The 18355-nt window shown below is 31.8% G+C and carries 14 protein-coding genes; 10 read left to right on the forward strand and 4 right to left on the reverse strand.

Features of this window, described 5'->3' with window-relative positions; genetic code table 11:
* Positions 1 to 301: 301 nt before the first annotated feature.
* Both H3S73_RS01750 and H3S73_RS01755 read right to left on the reverse strand, forming a co-directional pair.
* Complete coding sequence (locus H3S73_RS01750; protein ID WP_172398387.1) at positions 302 to 1102, reverse strand: YdgH/BhsA/McbA-like domain containing protein; 801 nt, start codon at positions 1100 to 1102, stop codon at positions 302 to 304.
* A gap of 346 nt (positions 1103 to 1448) precedes the next feature.
* On the reverse strand, positions 1449 to 2063 hold the full coding sequence (locus H3S73_RS01755) for a CoA pyrophosphatase (protein ID WP_198235740.1): 615 nt from the start codon (positions 2061 to 2063) through the stop codon (positions 1449 to 1451).
* 84 nt (positions 2064 to 2147) lie between these two features.
* Between H3S73_RS01755 and H3S73_RS01760 the strand changes: the two genes are divergently transcribed.
* The 10 genes from H3S73_RS01760 to H3S73_RS01805 all read left to right on the forward strand — a co-directional run bounded on the left by H3S73_RS01760 (position 2148) and on the right by H3S73_RS01805 (position 15458).
* A complete protein-coding gene (locus H3S73_RS01760; protein WP_198248889.1) occupies positions 2148 to 4640 on the forward strand; it encodes a class I adenylate cyclase in 2493 nt (830 codons plus the stop codon).
* A gap of 211 nt (positions 4641 to 4851) precedes the next feature.
* A complete protein-coding gene (gene rpoE / locus H3S73_RS01765; RefSeq protein ID WP_086309220.1) occupies positions 4852 to 5427 on the forward strand; it encodes an RNA polymerase sigma factor RpoE in 576 nt (191 codons plus the stop codon).
* Between the two features lie 41 nt (positions 5428 to 5468).
* Positions 5469 to 6029, forward strand: coding sequence for an RseA family anti-sigma factor (locus tag H3S73_RS01770; protein WP_086326228.1), 561 nt, complete (start codon positions 5469 to 5471; stop codon positions 6027 to 6029).
* 132 nt (positions 6030 to 6161) lie between these two features.
* A complete protein-coding gene (locus tag H3S73_RS01775) occupies positions 6162 to 7019 on the forward strand; it encodes a MucB/RseB C-terminal domain-containing protein (RefSeq protein ID WP_198248890.1) in 858 nt (285 codons plus the stop codon).
* A 153-nt stretch (positions 7020 to 7172) separates the two neighbouring features.
* On the forward strand, positions 7173 to 8969 hold the full coding sequence (lepA, locus tag H3S73_RS01780) for a translation elongation factor 4 (protein ID WP_065738724.1): 1797 nt from the start codon (positions 7173 to 7175) through the stop codon (positions 8967 to 8969).
* A 19-nt stretch (positions 8970 to 8988) separates the two neighbouring features.
* Positions 8989 to 9993 (forward strand): signal peptidase I, encoded by a 1005-nt coding sequence (lepB, locus tag H3S73_RS01785; RefSeq protein WP_198235743.1) that lies wholly within the window; start codon positions 8989 to 8991, stop codon positions 9991 to 9993.
* An 8-nt stretch (positions 9994 to 10001) separates the two neighbouring features.
* A complete protein-coding gene (gene rnc / locus H3S73_RS01790) occupies positions 10002 to 10679 on the forward strand; it encodes a ribonuclease III (RefSeq protein WP_370528779.1) in 678 nt (225 codons plus the stop codon).
* The gene (gene era, locus H3S73_RS01795) at positions 10676 to 11581 is read left to right on the forward strand and encodes a GTPase Era (protein ID WP_065738727.1); all 906 of its coding nucleotides are present in this window, start codon (positions 10676 to 10678) and stop codon (positions 11579 to 11581) included. The genes rnc and era overlap by 4 nt, the downstream gene beginning before the upstream one ends.
* Positions 11582 to 12040: 459 nt before the next feature.
* Positions 12041 to 14080, forward strand: coding sequence for a beta-galactosidase (locus H3S73_RS01800; RefSeq protein WP_198235744.1), 2040 nt, complete (start codon positions 12041 to 12043; stop codon positions 14078 to 14080).
* Positions 14073 to 15458, forward strand: a complete 1386-nt coding sequence (locus H3S73_RS01805; RefSeq protein WP_198235745.1) for an MFS transporter — start codon at positions 14073 to 14075, stop codon at positions 15456 to 15458. Before H3S73_RS01800 ends, H3S73_RS01805 begins: the two co-directional genes overlap by 8 nt.
* Before the next feature lie 650 nt (positions 15459 to 16108).
* Here the strand turns inward: H3S73_RS01805 and H3S73_RS01810 are convergent.
* Positions 16109 to 16801 (reverse strand): L-ribulose-5-phosphate 4-epimerase, encoded by a 693-nt coding sequence (locus tag H3S73_RS01810; RefSeq protein ID WP_198227076.1) that lies wholly within the window; start codon positions 16799 to 16801, stop codon positions 16109 to 16111.
* 84 nt (positions 16802 to 16885) lie between these two features.
* Positions 16886 to 18307 carry a sugar porter family MFS transporter gene (locus tag H3S73_RS01815; RefSeq protein ID WP_198235746.1) on the reverse strand — a complete coding sequence of 474 codons (1422 nt, stop codon included), beginning with the start codon at positions 18305 to 18307 and terminating at the stop codon, positions 16886 to 16888.
* Positions 18308 to 18355 lie beyond the last annotated feature (48 nt).

Here is an 18355-nt window from a genome sequence, read left to right on the forward strand (position 1 = left end):
CCACTCATTCAAATAACTTTACTAAGTCATAAACTTTACATATCAAGCAGAAGTTTTGAATTGTATATAGTTAATACTTTGAGATAGGTGAAATGAAAGAAAAGATGTATGAGAAAGAAATTTTTAGCATCTAAAATGCACATGATAAATAAAATAGTATATAACCAATCGACTATAAAATATCTAGCATAAGATATAAATTTTAATTCTATTAATATACTTTTAATGAGGAGTGAATAATATAACTTTCCACGTGGTTAAACGGATATTTCACGTAGAAAGTTATATAAAAATCAACTTATTATCTATATAAATTTACATAAACGGTTTGTATTGTACTGGCTGGATTTGTTGTTATTTCTTTCACATAATAAAAGTGTGCATCATTAGCAATTGCATATTTTTGAGCCTCAGCGCTGATTTCGGCTGTATTGTTGAATGAACCATGAAAACTAATCGTTTCATAAGGTGTCATTGTTTTAAACGCATCACTCGTGATTTCGTAAGCATCCTCACCTTCTATTGCTTTAGAAACAATGAAATCTCTTACTACTGCATCTTTTTTATATAATGCAACATCGACTTCTTGTGCCTGATTTTTGATATCAGAAGGCGCAATAGAGAAAACATAAAAAGCATATGCATTCTTTTCTGCGGCTAATTTACTCGCATCATTCGTTATTTCGGCAGTATTATTGTAATTACCTTTAAATTTGATAACTTCAAATGGAAGATAATAAAGCGCTTTAGCTCGTGGATAAAGAACAACACCATTTTGTGTCACTTCTTTTTTTTCCACTGCAACAGGTTGGTTAGATTGATAAATATCAGCGTAAACAACAGCGCTATCGGCTGAGTTATTAGTCATTGCATTCTCAATTGCTTTAATATGATAATACTTAGCGCCAGCTTCATCAGCTGCTCGAGAAATATCATCTGCTGCATTTTCAGCTTGTAAATATCTACCCGTTACAGAAATTTCTTTAAGTGGAATTAAGTTTTTTGCTTCTTGAGAGGTTAAAGCATCTGCTGCATAAACACTAGCAACAGGTAATGATAATAAAAGAGCAAGAGTAATAGATAATTTGTTTAAACGTTTCATGATCATTTCCTTCATTTTTAAATTATTAAAACTAAAGTTAATATTTAACGCTTTTTTTAATTTGCAAATATAAAACATAATTTAAAGATATTTATACACCATCAAACTTTAAGATTTTTATGTCTATATCTACCTATTATTAATTACGTTTGGCCATAAATTTTTATCTAAGAAATAAAAGAACTGTTTGTTTTAAACTATTTGGATTTAATGATACTCATTAAAGAAATATATAGTAATAAATGAAACTTATAGAAACATTGCGTTAAAAATAAACGCTTACTGAAGAACGTTGATTTAAGTAAAAATACTTTTTAAATTCGTTAGCTAATTTTTTAATATTATATTACTTATATTGAATAATATTAATGAATTGTTTTATTATTTGAGCGGTTAGACCCCAGATAATATAATTATTATAGTGATAAAAGTAAACTAAATGTTCAGATCTTTTTTGCCAATCTTTTGAACGATTGGGTAATAAGTTATAAGGAAAATCATTATCTGGTTTATGCCCAACTTGCATTGTAGCATGTAAAGGCTGATTGTTTTTAAACCATTCAAGCGGAACAGTAAAAATACTTTCAACTTCGTCAAAGTTTAGCTTTAAATCATCGATAGAATCAATTTTACCTACAAATGGATAAATTATCATCCCTAATGTGGCAATAAATTTTGGCAACTGACCTAAAATAGTAATTTCATTAATTGAAAGTCCTAGTTCTTCACATGTTTCTCTTTTCGCGGTTTGTTCTGGATTTATATCTTCAATTTCAACTTTACCACCAGGAAAACAGATATCACCAGGTTGCCATTTGAGTTTATGGGATCTAATTTGGAATAACAAGTGTAATTGATTATCTACTTTTACAATTGGAATTAACACTGCGGCTTTGTTATTGATTTGTTTTGGATGCTTAGTTGTTTTTAAAATATCCGTTATTTTTTCTAATGTGATCATAATATTTATTTTGTTTTTAATTTAACGTTCTATTTACGTTATAATAAGAAAATGTTAGATTGAAATTGTTTGTTAGTAGTACACGTGTTTTACTTGAATAATGCCATGCAATATTATATTAACAACATAAAAAAACAACTTAAAGATCTTGCTTTATTGAAACATGAACGTGCTCTGAATGCTATGTCAGAAGAATTTCAACGTGTTTTTTCGTTTCTGCCGGCTCTTTTTCACTTTCATGATCCTAAACTTCCAGGCTATCTAAATGAAGATACGCCTATGGGCATTGCTTGTTATGAAATTTCTGAAACTGTTTCTACTCAATTACAAAATGATTTTAATTTCATTGCTCCATTAACAACTGTCAAATCTGACATTTCCGCCCTGTATTCAATGGGAAGTACATGTTCAATTGGACAATCAGTTGCATCAGATTTGGATATTTGGATTTGTATTGAAAATAATTTATCAGCAGATCGAAAGTCATCTTTACAAAAAAAATGTCGTTTAATTGAGCAATGGGCAAAAGAATTAGGGATTAAATTAACCTTATTTGTTGTAGATGTAGATCGCTTTATCAATAAACATCATGAATGTTTAATCGGTGAAAATTGTGGTTCGGCACAACATATATTATTGTTAGAGGAGTTTTATCGTTCGGCTAACTTATTGGCCGGTAAATTATTATTGTGGTTTGCAGTGCCTAGCGATTTAATTATCAATAACACCAAATATCCGACTTATGAAAAGTGTGTTCAAGCATTAATTGAACAGAATATTATCATACGTGATGAATGGATCGATTTTGGTTCATTAACTGGATTATCTGCAGAAGAATATTTTGGTGCTAGCTTATGGCAACTTTATAAAAGTATTGATTCGCCATTTAAAGCCGTATTGAAAACTTTATTACTCGAAGCTTATTCATGGATTTACCCTGAAAATAAACCAATTGCTTATGAGATGCGAAGTTACATTCAAAAGGCAGAAATTTATCAAGGTTGCTATTTAGATTCGTACTATATGCTTTTGCAAAGGTTAACTCATTACTTAGTTGAAATTGAAGATTTTGCACGATTAGAACTGATTAGAACGTGTTTTTATCTAAAAGTTAATGAACAATTATCTGTTCCAACTAGCTTGCCATCGTGGCGTCGAAAAGTTCTTGATGATTTAGTGAAACAATGGGGATGGAGTAAAGAGTTCATTGCTAAATTAGATGCCAGTAATACTTGGAAGATAGAACAAGTTCGTGAAATACACGAAATATTATTACAGACTATGATGACAGGTTATCGCAATTTACTAAATTTTGGTCGTCGTAATAATTTAGATTCACTCATTAGCCCACAAGACTTAGCGATATTAACACGTAAACTTTATGCTTCTTTTGAAGTATTGCCTGGTAAAATCACCACATTAAAACTCAATATTTCTAATAATTTACAAGAAGATACACTTACTTTTATTTATGTTAAAGAAGATAGAATAAATCGCTCGGGTTGGTATGTGTATAAACAAAAGCCAGTTTTAAATGACATTATTGGTCACCAATATATAGAATATAGTAAATATTTGGTTAAATTAGTTAGTTGGTGTTATTTTAATAATATGATTTATGACTCAACAGAGTTTTATTATCATAATGGTGAAGATCGGGATAAGACTAAAATAACCAAATTCATTCAAGATCTAAAAGCATATTTTCCTATTAATGTTCCAACCGCAACGGAAGAACAACTTTATGGACCCTGTGAGATACGTCACTTAGCCATCATTTTAAATCTCGAAAACGATCCTACGTCTAATTTAAATTTAGAAGATGAATTTAATTCGAATGTATTAAATTATGGTGAAAATGAATTAAGCTTAGTTGGATCAATAGACTTACTATACCGTAATTCTTGGAATGAAATTCGTGTTTTACATTTTAATGGTAAATTATGTGTTCTTGAAGCTATTAAAGCGTTACTTAACCGAATGCATAAAGATGCTGATTTACCAAATTCAATGGAAATATTTTGTTACAGTCAATGTTTAAATAGCCAAATTAGACAACAAATAAAAAAGTTGATGGATGATTGCATTGAACTGCGATTAAGTTCTACGATAAATAATTTAACGCAAGTTAAACCTTTAAGAATTGATGGCGCATCTTGGTATCTATTTTTTGAACGACTTGGTGTCTCACTTCATCAATTTGAAAATACCATTGATTTTTACGGTGCAGTGTCTAATAATAAGGCTCAAGGAAGACCATTAAATATATTAGATGAAACAAATGAACTGCCTAAAGAAATAGACAGTGTAGCCTACCAAGGTGTAATTCAGTTCTTTTTCGAAGATACTGACATTGGGTTTGATCTCTATATTTTAAATGAACATAATCAAATAGAAATATATCGAAATTGTAACGGCAATAGAGAAAATATGGTCAAAGCAATTAATGATTTTTATGTTTTATCTGATGATAGATTTACTTTTACTACGAGTAGTTCTGTCAATTTCAATCTACCGCAATTTTATCAAATTACTTATAATAATGCTGGTGAACGAGAGATCTACTTATTGAATTAAAACTGATCTGTAAAGTTAAGTCATTTTATAAAAAGTTCAATAAAATTAATATTCTTTGTTGTAAAAAATGTTTTAAAGGTATTTTGATATGAAAAAAACTTATATTTCTATTAAAATAAATGGGAACTTTTTACGAATTTAACAATCTAACTGTTAGTAAGCACATTTTTGGGCCACAAGCAGTTATTAACATAGTGAGGGTTGGCCTTTAATGGGGGAGCAAATAACAGACCAAGTATTAGTTGATCGCGTATTAAATGGGGATAAAAATGCGTTCAATTTGCTTGTTGTTCGTTATCAAAATAAACTCGCTCATTTGGTTTCTCGCTACGTTTCAGCTTCTGAAGTTCCAGATGTTGTGCAAGAGACTTTTATTAAGGCTTACCGATCTTTAAGCCTATTTAAAGGTGAAAGTATATTTTATACATGGTTGTACAGAATAGCGGTTAATACAGCAAAAAATTATCTAATTTCTCAGGGACGTCGGCCTCCATCATCAGACATTGATGCAAGTGAAGCTGAAAGTTATGACGGTGCAGAATCTTTAAGAGATATTGATAATCCAGAAAGTTTAGCACTTTCAAAAGAAGTTGGAAAAGTGGTATTTGAAGCAATTGAAGCATTACCCGATGATTTAAAAACTGCCATTACATTGCGCGAAATTGATGGTTTAAGTTATGAAGAAATTGCCGAAATTATGAGTACACCTGTTGGTACAGTAAGATCACGTATTTTTAGAGCTCGTGATATTATTGATGAAAAGATTAAACCATTAATAACTGATTAAATCATTTAATTTAAAGTAGCTATAAAATTAAGGTATCTACTATGCAAACAGAACAGAAACAGCAACTTTCATCCCTTATGGATGGTGAGCTTAAAGATGATTATTTCATTGATGCTGTATCAAAAGATGAAGATTTACAGTCATGTTGGCATCGCTACCATGTTGTAAGATCCGCTATGCGTGGTGAGCTGCACAGTAGTACGTTAACTTTAGATATTTCAAAACAAGTTGCTCAGGCTATTGCTGATGAAAACTTATATTTTGAAATGGCAGATCAGCCAACCCCACATGAAGTCACTATACCAAAAGCTGAAAATCTATTTTGGGATCGAGTAAAAGATGCAGTGGCAAAAGTCAGTCAAGTTGGATTGGCGGCTTGTGTTACGTTAGCAATTATTGCTGGTGTTCAATATCAGCAAGGGCAATCAAATAATATAAATGGCGCTCCAACACTGAATACTTTACCGGTTGGAGTCAATGTTGCCCCTGTTGGTGGTATCCAACAACATAACGACCAACAATTACTCGAAAAAAGACAATATGATAAAATTAGATTGCTTGTACAGGATTATGAGTTACAAAAAAGACTAAATGCTCATTAATTTTTTATGAATTGTTTATTTTATTTAAATACATCTAAACTCAAACAGAGTATAAAATTTATCGTTACTCTGTTTTTGATGCTATTTACTTTATCTGCCTATCCGGAAAACAACGATAAAGCGCTACTATTGATGAATAGTATGCACAAAGCTGTTAAAACGAATACTTACCAAATTCATTTGCTTTCTCAAGATAAAGATCAATACGTTACCACTTATGAATATTCTCATTTAGGATCAGAAAAGCAAAATGATATCAAAGCTCAATTGCTTTATCTTGAAGGCCCCGCAAAAGAAATTATTTTGAACAATGGTGTAACGAGTTATTTTCAACCAGATAGTGCCTCTTTTTCTATTACTAGTCCACGTATTACTGAAGCTTTTCCCGATGTGATTTATAATGATTTCAACCAATTGGTTGATGTTTATGATTTTATTTTATTAGGTAAAACCAGAACAGCTAATCGTAGTGCGCAATTAGTAAAAATGATTGCTAAAGACAAAGATCGTTATAGTTATATTATTTGGATTGATGATGAAAATTTTTTGCCTCTTCGAATTGACTTGCTTGATCAAAATGGTGAAATCATAAGTCAACAAAAAGTGGTTAATTTAGACGAAAAATTCGATCCAAAAGAGATTAAAGAATATATAGACAGTCGCAATTATCCTATCTTATTATCAATTGAAAAACAAAATGACATATTAGAAGTTTGGCGCTTAGCATGGTTACCTAGAGGATTTAGAGAAATTGCGGCCTATAATGTTAATTTTTATAATTCTGATATTGCCACTAAATTGTTTTCTGATGGTGTTTTTTCATTTACCGTTAATGTATCTTCGGAACAATCAAGCCAGCTAAATCAGCTTATTACGCAAGGTGATAGGACTATTTTTTCGACAAATATTAATAATAAAAATATTGTTATTATTGGTAATCTACCTAAAGTTACTATTGAGCGTATTGCCCAAAATATTGTTGAGAAATAATCGCAAAACTTTCGATAACACTATGCTTCGCGGTTATTAATGTGTAAAATGTGCCTTTTCTATTTTTCGTGATTATCTAACCTGTTATTTTTGGTAATAACATTCCGGGTAATTAACAGTATATAACTAAAACATAAAATATAATTTATTGATATGAATAAAAATATCCGCAATTTTTCAATCATTGCTCATATTGACCATGGTAAATCAACGCTTTCAGATCGTATTATCCAAATTTGTGGAGGACTTTCTGATCGTGAAATGGAAGCGCAAGTTCTTGATTCAATGGATCTTGAACGTGAACGTGGTATTACAATTAAAGCGCAAAGTGTTACATTAGATTACCATGCAAATGATGGTCAAACATATCAGCTTAATTTTATCGATACACCTGGACATGTAGACTTTTCTTATGAAGTTTCTCGCTCACTTGCAGCATGTGAAGGCGCACTATTAGTTGTTGATGCAGGACAAGGCGTTGAAGCTCAAACCCTTGCAAATTGCTATACGGCTTTAGATATGAATTTAGAAGTTGTTCCCGTACTTAATAAAATTGATTTACCTGCGGCAGAACCTGAGCGTGTAGCTGAAGAAATTGAAGATATTGTCGGTATTGATGCAAGTAATGCGGTTCGTTGTTCTGCCAAAACAGGGGTAGGCGTGGCGGATGTATTGGAGCAATTAGTAAAAGATATTCCACCACCAGAGGGGGATTCAAATGCACCACTACAAGCACTTATTATTGACTCATGGTTTGATAACTATTTAGGGGTCGTATCTTTAATTCGTATCAAAAATGGCGAATTACACAAAGGCGATAAAATTAAAGTTATGAGTACCGGTATGACTTATAATGTTGACCGTCTTGGTATTTTTACGCCTAAACAAGTTGATAAAGATACTTTAAATTGTGGTGAAGTTGGCTGGGTGGTTTGTGCCATTAAAGATATTTTAGGTGCGCCAGTAGGGGATACTTTAACTTTAGCTAAAAGTCCAGCAGATAAACCATTACCTGGTTTTAAAAAGGTTAAACCGCAAGTTTATGCTGGTTTATTTCCAACAAGTTCTGATGATTATGAAGCTTTCCGTGATGCATTGGGCAAATTAAGTTTAAATGACGCATCACTATTTTATGAACCAGAAAATTCTGGCGCTTTAGGATTTGGTTTTCGATGTGGTTTCCTTGGGTTATTACATATGGAGATCATACAAGAGCGTTTGGAGCGCGAATATAATCTTGATCTTATTACCACAGCGCCAACAGTAGTTTATGAAGTTTTAACGACTTCAAATGAAATTATTTACGTTGATAGTCCTTCTAAACTTCCAGCGGTAAATAATATTCAAGAACTACGAGAACCAATCGCCGAATGTAATATATTGGTTCCACAAAACTATTTAGGTAATGTAATCACGTTATGTGTTGAGAAACGTGGCGTGCAAACTAATATGGTTTATCACGGTAATCAAGTTGCATTGACTTACGAAATTCCAATGACAGAAGTAGTTTTAGACTTTTTTGATAAATTAAAATCTACCTCTCGTGGTTACGCTTCATTGGATTATAGTTTTAAACGATTCCAAATTGCTGATATGGTGCGATTAGATGTATTAATTAATGGTGAACGTGTTGATGCATTAGCCTTAATTACTCACCGAGATAATGCACCTTATCGTGGACGAGAATTAGTGGAAAAAATGAAAGATCTCATTCCTCGTCAACAATTTGATATCGCTATTCAAGCCGCTATTGGTAATCATATTATTGCTCGTTCAACGGTTAAACAATTACGTAAAAACGTCTTAGCCAAATGCTATGGCGGTGATGTTAGCCGTAAAAAGAAACTTTTACAGAAGCAAAAAGAAGGTAAAAAACGCATGAAACAAGTTGGTAATGTTGAGTTACCACAAGAAGCGTTTTTAGCCATTTTACATGTGGGAAAAGATTAATCAGTTAAAGAGGTAAAAAATGGCTGGAACATTTGCCATCATATTAACAGTAGCGACATTGATTACTGCAATCTTCTGGTTTTTAGAAAAATTTAGGTGGAAACCAGCAAGACAACGAAAAGTAGAAGAGATTCGCAAACAACATAATGGCGAAATAGATGGAAAAATACTTGCAGAAGTAGGTAAACCAAAAGCTTGGGTTGAAAGTATATCATCGTTCTTCCCTGTTTTATTTGTTGTATTTGTGATTCGTTCATTTTTATTTGAACCGTTTCAAATACCATCAGGTTCAATGATGCAAACTTTACTTATTGGTGACTTTATTGCAGTTCAAAAGTATTCTTATGGATTAAGAGATCCTATTACTAATACAGTCTTAATTTCTACAGGCCACCCTAAACGAGGTGATGTCGCTGTATTTAAACATCCAAATAATCCTCAAATGGATTTGATTAAACGGGTGGTTGGAATGCCAGGCGATAAAATAGTATATCTCGTTAAAGAGAAGAAAGTACTGATTTATCCTGCTTGTCAAACTAATGATGCAAATTGTGTGGGTGGGCAGAAATCTGAACCATTAGACTTACATTATACGCAACCTCAACCAAGCAATTGGAAAGAAGTGCATCAAGAGTTTAAAACAAGTCCTAATTTTTATACATTAGAGCAATGTGTAGATAAAGGTATTGTCAATTCTCAATCTGTTTTCTTACTTGATATGAATATACAACAAGAGACGTTAGGCGATAGACCTCATGAAATTTTAACCACTCAAGGTGCACATGAGGATCCTAATTATTTTTATCGCCAAAATGGACAACCAATTGCTACATGGATAGTACCTAAAGATCACTATTTTATGATGGGTGATAATCGAGATAATAGTGGTGACAGTCGTTATTTTGGCTTTGTACCTGAACAGAATTTTGTTGGTCGCGCAACAGCCATTTGGATCAGTTTTGAGAAACAACCAGATGAATGGCCTACAGGCATCCGATTTAGCCGTATTGGTGGTATACATTAATTGCAATGATAATGAAAAAGTTTAATCAAATACAACAATCAATTGGTTACCAATTTAATAATTTATCTTTATTAGAATTGGCACTGACTCATCGAAGTGCTAACAAATTGCATAATGAACGTTTAGAGTTTTTAGGTGATTCAATTTTAAGCTTTGTGATTGCTAATGAACTGTATGAACGTTTTGTCAAACAAGATGAGGGTGATTTGAGTCAAATGCGTGCAACACTTGTTTGTGGGCAAACACTGGCTGAAATGGGTAAAGAATTTAAATTAGGTGATTATCTTATTCTTGGTCAAGGCGAGTTAAAAAGTGGCGGATTTCGTCGTGACTCGATTATTTCTGATGCCGTCGAAGCTATTATTGGTGCTATTTATTTAGATAGCAATATCGAAACGGTACGACGTTTAATTTTGACGTGGTATCAAACTAGATTGAATAAAATTCAACCTGGTATTAAACAGAAAGATGCCAAAACACGCTTACAAGAATATCTGCAAGGCATTCATTGTGAGCGCCCATGTTATTTAATTCTTGAAGTAACAGGTGATAATCATGAGCAAGAATTCTTAATTCAATGCAAACTTGAGAATGATAGCCGTGAATATTTAGGGCGAGGTCTAAGCCGTCGCAAAGCCGAGCAAGCAGCTGCTCAAGAAGCACTTAATCAATTAGGTATAAAATGACAAAAACAACACAACATTGTGGATTTGTCGCCATAGTAGGTCGACCAAATGTAGGTAAATCAACATTATTAAATCAACTACTAGGCCAAAAAGTTTCTATAACATCGCGTAAAGCGCAAACAACACGTCATCGTATTGTTGGTATTGATACTCAAGATAATGATCAGGTTATTTATATTGATACTCCGGGCTTACACATCGAAGAAAAAAGAGCGATTAATCGTTTAATGAATCGCGCTGCAAGTAGCTCAATTGGTGATGTCGAATTAGTAATCTTTGTTGTTGAAGGTACACATTGGAATGATGACGATGAAATGGTTGCCAACAAGCTTAAAGATTGCAAATGCCCAGTATTGTTGGTAATTAATAAAATTGACAACGTTATCGACAAAACTCAACTATTACCGCATATTCAAGAAATTAGCCAAAAAGTTAATTTTCTTGATGTAGTGCCAATTAGCGCTGAAAAAGGTGATGGCGTTGATATTATAAGGAAAATTGTCAAAAAACATTTGCCTGAAGGCGAACATCATTTTCCTGAAGATTATATCACCGATCGATCTCAACGATTTATGGCTTCCGAAATTATTCGTGAAAAGTTAATGCGTTTTTTAGGTGATGAGTTGCCATATTCAGTCACTGTCGAAATTGAGCAATTCAAAGTTGATGAACGTAATGGAATGTATCGTATCAACGGCTTAATATTAGTTGAAAGAGATGGTCAAAAGAAAATGGTCATTGGCAACAAAGGTGAAAAAATCAAAAAAATTGGTATAGAAGCCCGCAAAGATATGCAATCATTTTTTGACAACAAAGTACATTTAGAGCTTTGGGTTAAAGTTAAAGCGGGTTGGGCCGATGATGAGCGCGCATTGCGTAGCTTAGGTTATAGTGATGATTAATTACTGCATTTAATCTTAAAATTTGAAAGTCAGGTATCATAAGATACCTGATTTTTGATAAATTCATCTATTTAAAACTGAATTGAAATATCTTTAAATATTAAAAAATTCAATCCATTCAAATCCATATAACGGATAAATAACTTCAAAAAACCTAAAAAATATAATAATCTCCAAATTATCAAAATTTATTAATCAACTAATAAACTAACTTCATGAAGCATCAATAATACATCCAAATTTATAGCAAATAATCAATCCTAAATATAAGTTGTTTTGAATATTGCAATAAACAAATGAAAAGGAATGGTTATGATTTAATAGTGTGATGTATCCCTCATTTTATATTAGCAAGCAAATAATTCCATATTAATAGCATGATTATTCATATGTTTAAATAGAATGCTTAATTATCATAAAAAATAATAGCTAATTTAACAAAAAAGAGAGATATAAACTATGGATAAAATTTATTATGGGGTTGCTTATTATCGAGAATATTTACCAGAAGAAAGATTAGATAAAGACATTAAATTAATGTTAGATGCAGGAATAAACTATGTGCGTATCGCAGAAAGTACTTGGAGTACTTTTGAAAAACAAGAAGGAGTTTTTGATTTTAGTTCTATTCTTATAGTACTTGATAAGATGTATCAAAATAACATTGATGTAATTATTGGAACTCCTACTTATGCTATTCCAGCTTGGCTTGAAAAGAAATATCCAGAAGTTATGGCTATAACGCCAAATGGTCGTAATAAATATGGTCATCGTCAAAAAATGGATATTACGCATCCAGCTTATCTATTTTATGCCGAACGTCTTATAAGAAAACTAATGCAAGCCGTAGCTAATCATCCTGCCGTTATTGGATTCCAGATTGATAATGAAACTAAATATTATGATGTTTGTGGAGATAACATACAAATAGATTTTGTTAAGTATTTGAAAGAAAAATTTGCAGGTGATTTATTAAAATTAAATCATGAGTTTGGTTTAGATTATTGGAGCAATAGAATCGATGCATGGGAAGATTTTCCATCAACAGTTGGAACAATAAATGCTAGTTTAGGTGCTGAGTTTCAGAAATTTCAGCGTAAATTAGTAAAAAATTTTTTGCAATGGCAAGCTAATATTATTAATGAATATAAATCAGAAAAACAATTTTTGACTCATAATTTTGATTTTGAATGGAGAACATGGTCATATGGAATTCAATCTGAAGTAAATCATTTTGATGCATCTGAAATTTTAGATATAACTGGTGTTGATGTTTACCATCCAAGTCAAGATCAGTTAACTGGTATTGAAATTGCATTTTCAGGAGATGTAGCTCGTAGCACCAAGAAAAAAAATTACCTTGTATTAGAAACACAAGCTCAAGCATTCAAAAACTGGACTCCTTATCCCGGTCAGTTACGTTTACAAGCGTATAGCCATATTGCTAGTGGTGCAAGCTTAATTGGTTATTGGCACTGGCATTCAATTCATAACTCATTTGAAACATATTGGAAAGGAATTTTAAGTCATGATTTACAGCCAAATCCAATCTATGAAGAAGCTTCTATTGTAGGTAATGAGTTAAAGATTTTATCAAAGCATTTACATGAAATAAAAAAATATAACCGAGTAGCAATTATTGTAAGTAATGAGTGTTTAACAGCTATTGATTGGCATCCTTGGCATGGTCATCAATTTAATAGGGATTCATTACATCAATATAACGATATTTTTCGTGCTTATTACGATACCTTATATAAAATGAATATAGAGGTAGATATTCTTTCAATTGATGATGACTCTATATTTAATTACGATCTTCTAATAATCCCACTTCTTTATAGTGTTAGTGACCTTAAATTAGAGCAATTAAATAATTATGTTCTAAATGGCGGAAATGTAATTTATTCATTTAAATCTGGTTTTGCAAATGAAAATATGAAGGTGCGAACTGTTGTTCAACCTGGCATTATTTCTGAAGCTTGCGGGATTTCATATCAACTATTCGTTGAACCTAATAATGTAAGTTTGATATCTGACGAGATCGATCTGGCCAATTGTGATTGCAAGATAAATGATTGGATGGAGCTGATTGAGCCAGATGTTAATACAAAAATTTTAGCCAAGTATCAACATCCATATTGGGGAAAATATGCAGCAGTTACCAGTAATCGGTATGGGCGCGGTTCTGCCACTTATATAGGTTGTAATATAAGTACTTCCGTATTACAAAAAATTTATGAATATATTTTTAATGAGGAAAAATTGGCAGATCTTAAATGCCAGGATAGCTTTCCACTAATTATTAAAAATGGTATCAATTATAAAAAAGAAAAAATTAGATTTTACTTTAATTATTCTTCTAACCCTATAAATGTTTGTTTTACTAAAAAAAGCGGACTTAATTTATTAACCGGTTCAATTTTAAAATATAACGACAAATTTGTATTAAAAGATTGGGATTTAGCTATTATTTTGTTGGGAACTAATCATGAATAGTTTTATAAATAATTCTGATATCGATTCAGAAAAAATTAAATTCAAGGAAAGATTTTCTTTTGGTCTAGGCGATTATGGTACAAATTTAACTTATACTTTAATGGTAACCTTTTTGGCATATTTTTATACTGAGGTTGTCGGTGTTTCTGCCATTCTAGTCGGCTCTTTGATGTTTTTTGCTCGTGTTATAGATGGTATTTTATGTGTTTTTGTTGGTATAAAAATTGATAAAACAAATACTAAATATGGCAAGGCAAGGCCATGGGTTCTATTTACAGCTATTCCTTTTGGATTATCTGCATTTTTAATGTCAACAATTCCAGAAGCGAGTGATAATGTAAAAATATGGTATGTATGCATAACTTATTTATTAGCTAATATTTTATTTACTGCAAACAATATTGCTTATGGCTCATTACTTGCTCTTATTACAAGAAGTATTTATGAAAGAGGTGTGTTAAGTGTATTTAGAAATGGACTTTCTACGTTAGGATCTCTAACTGTTGGGGTTTTTACTCTCCCAATTGTTGGATATTTTGGCAATACTAAAGTGTCTTGGATAATTTTATTTGCTATCTTTGGGTTCTTTACTGCAGTTTGTTTAATTATTACTGGATTAAATGTTAGAGAAAGAATTAAGCCAATCAAAGAAGATAATGATAGCAATATAAAATTGGATCAAGTGTTAAAAGCTATGCTAAAAAACAAATATTGGATTATGATATTTTTCTATTTGTTTATAACTTTTACCAGTTTAACTGCACTTTCAACTGTAAGTGTTTACTATTCAAAATATATTTTAGAAGATGTTTACTATATGTCTTACATAAGTATGGCTCAATATATTCCTAGTTTATTGACTTTACTTATCATTCCATATCTTCTTCGTCATTTTGGTAAAAGAAACCTTGCATTATTTGGGCTTATTGTTTGTTGCATTGCTTGTTTAATTCCATTAATTGATAAACAAAATGCGTTATATATTATTATATCTACAGTTGTTCGAAGTATTGGTTTTTGTGGAGTTGGTGCCACTATGTTTGCCTTTTTAGCAGATACTATCGATTATGGTGAATGGATCACTAAATTAAGAATCCAAGGGATTTTATTCAGTGCAGGAACATTAGGTCAGACATTAGGTATGGGGATGGGTACCGCTAGTATTGGTTGGATACTCGGCGCTTTCGGATTCATCAGTGGCGGTGATGTACAGCAAACAAATGAAGTTCTATCTGTGATTGAGTTTTTATTTATATACTTTCCTTTTATTCTCGCGTTAATTAATATCGCTATTTTGTGTTTTTATAAACTTGAATCAATCTATAGTGAAGTTGAACGGGATTTATCTAATGGTAAATTTAGAAGTGAGGAAATCTAATATTTATATACTTTAATAATTGATATCAAATTCTTAAACCCAAATATTTAAATAATTATTTGGGTTTAATATTTAATATGGGTAAATAATTAGTTTAGAGAATAAATTATTTATAAATTCAATTAACGCTAACGATTGAACCTAAAATAAAAAGGAATATTTCAATATATTACTAACTAAATTTAGTAATCGTTATTTTATGATATTGTATTTTCAAAATTGTCAGTGAATTTATCTCTTTTAAATTAACTCTAATATTATTTAGTTAGTTAATCCTAATGTCTTAAGTAATTTAAGGATATTCTCAAATAAATAAGTTTTACTTTTATAAAGGCTCCAAAAAGTTATAAATTAAATGGATTATAGACTAATCTAAAAATTTAATACCACGTGAAAGTATAATGTTTTTAGTTTGCTAACATAAACAATAAGGTAAGTTTGATTACGTTATTTGATGAGTTCATTGTAATTATAAGTGATGATCCAAATGAAACGGAATTTAATGGGGACTATATTGATAAAATTATACTGGATATTTTAACACTTAATCTTAACGACTGTTTGAGGTAAGAATGCCAAACAAAGATGTTTGGCGGATGGCTGATATTTTTAAATAGTATAACTTTTACTAAACCTAATTTTTAATAGTTTTATGATTGCCCATAATAGGCATTTTTACCATGCTTACGATAATAGTGTTTATCCAATAATTCTTGTTGGATTTTAATACCGATATTCAGATTGCGAGTTGCTAATGCCATAGCAGCAATTTCTTCTAAAACAACCGCATTATGTACGGCGTCATCAGCATTTTTTCCCCATCCAAAAGGACCATGCCCAGACACAAGCACACTAGGTATTGCCATAACATCAATATTGCGTTTATTAAACTCCTCAATTATGACTTTCCCCGTATTGAGTTCATAATTATTAGTTATTTCAGTTGGTGTTAATAAGCGAGTACAAGGAATATCACCATAAAAATAATCTGCATGAGTAGTTCCTAAAGCAGGAATATCTAAACCAGCTTGTGACCAAATTGTTGCATTACGGGAATGAGTGTGAATAACTCCGCCAATTTGTTCAAATGTTTTATAAAGTTCAATATGCGTTTGGGTATCGCTTGAAGGATTTAGTTTACCTTCAATTTTATTTCCATCAAGATCAATTATCACAATATCTTCGGTTGTCAGTTCATCATAAGGAACGCCAGATGGCTTAATGGCAATGACACCATTATTTCTATCAATTTCTGATACATTTCCCCATGTAAAGGTTACAAGTTGATAATAAGGTAATAATAAATTTGCGGCTAAAACGCGTTCTTTTAATTGAGTAAACATACCAAGCATCCTGTTTAATAATGAATAGAAAAAACGATTGTTCATATAGGACAATACCAATCAGCATTGTCCTTAATGGATTAATTATTGTTCATCACCGATATGACACAATTTCTTACCTAACATCAGATTTTTTTCGATACGCTCAAGGGAAATATTTTTTGTCTCAGGCACGAAGAAAATAACAATGAAAATGAATAAAACATTCATGCCGGTATATAACCAAAATGTTTGTGCGACACCAATATTATTTAATAATGTAAGGAACGTTGCGCCAATAATCATATTTGAGATCCAGTTTGTGGCTGTAGAACAAGTTACACCAAAATCACGACTTTTAAGGGGTTGTATTTCAGAACATAAAATCCACACAACAGGTGCCGCACTCATTGCATAACCACCAATACACATAATCGCCATACCCACTGCTGCATAGGATGTGAGTGATGATGCATTACCATTTTCAATAAGTTGCAAACAAATACCTAATATCAAAGTACCTAAAGCCATAATACCAAATCCAACTTTTAGAATTGGTTTTCGGCCCAGTTTATCAACCGTAAAAATCGCAATAAATGTTGCTAATACAAAGGTCAACCCGACAATTATTGTTGCAATCATTTGTTGTTGTGTGCTTTCAAAGCCTGCAAGGCTAAAAATTTTAGGAGCGTAATACATAATGATATTCATTCCGGTAAACTGTTGCATCGCTTGTAAAGCCATACCAAGATAAACTGTTCGGCGAACATTTTTGTTTACCTTAAACAGTGTCCATCCTTCCTGTTTTTCTTTTAAACTGTCTTTAATATCATTAAACTCTTGCTTAATTTTTTCAGGGTCGCTACGGATTGACTTTAAAACCTGCTCAGTTTCATTTAATCGTCCTTTTGATGCCAACCATCTAGGACTATTAGGCAGAAAAATAACAACAATAAATAAAATAATTGCTGGTACAGAAATAATACCCAGCATCATTCGCCAATTACCCGTGTAACTAAAATAAGTATCAGATAAAAAAGCTACCAAAATACCAACTGTAACCAGAAGCTGATAAGCGGCAATCATTTTTCCTCGAATATTTTCTGGAGCCATTTCAGAAAGATAAAGTGGTGCGGTGTATGATGCGATGCCAACGGCAAAACCTAAAATAACTCGCCAAACTAGCAGGACTTCTACATTAGGCGCTAAAGCAGATCCAAAGCAACTTACAATAAAAAACAAGGCTCCCGCTAATAAACTATACTTTCTTCCTAAATAAAAAGATAACCACCCATTAGACAATGCTCCTAAAGCGGCACCCAACATCATAGAACTTACTACCCATTCTTGTAGTTGAGTCGTTAATTCAAATTGAATTGTGATGAATGGTAAAGCTCCTGCAATAACACCAATATCCAAACCAAACAATAATCCCGCCATTGCAGCAGAAAAGCCAATTAAGAAAGTCATCTTTTTGGCAGAATCTTTTGCTATTTCACTTGTCGCTTGAAGCGTATTTATACTCATGTTTTTTACCCTTTTATTCTGTAATTTTGGAAATAATTGGAAAAAAAT

It is taken from the genome of Gilliamella sp. B14384G12, from assembly GCF_016101825.1.
GTDB lineage: Bacteria > Pseudomonadota > Gammaproteobacteria > Enterobacterales > Orbaceae > Gilliamella > Gilliamella apicola_N.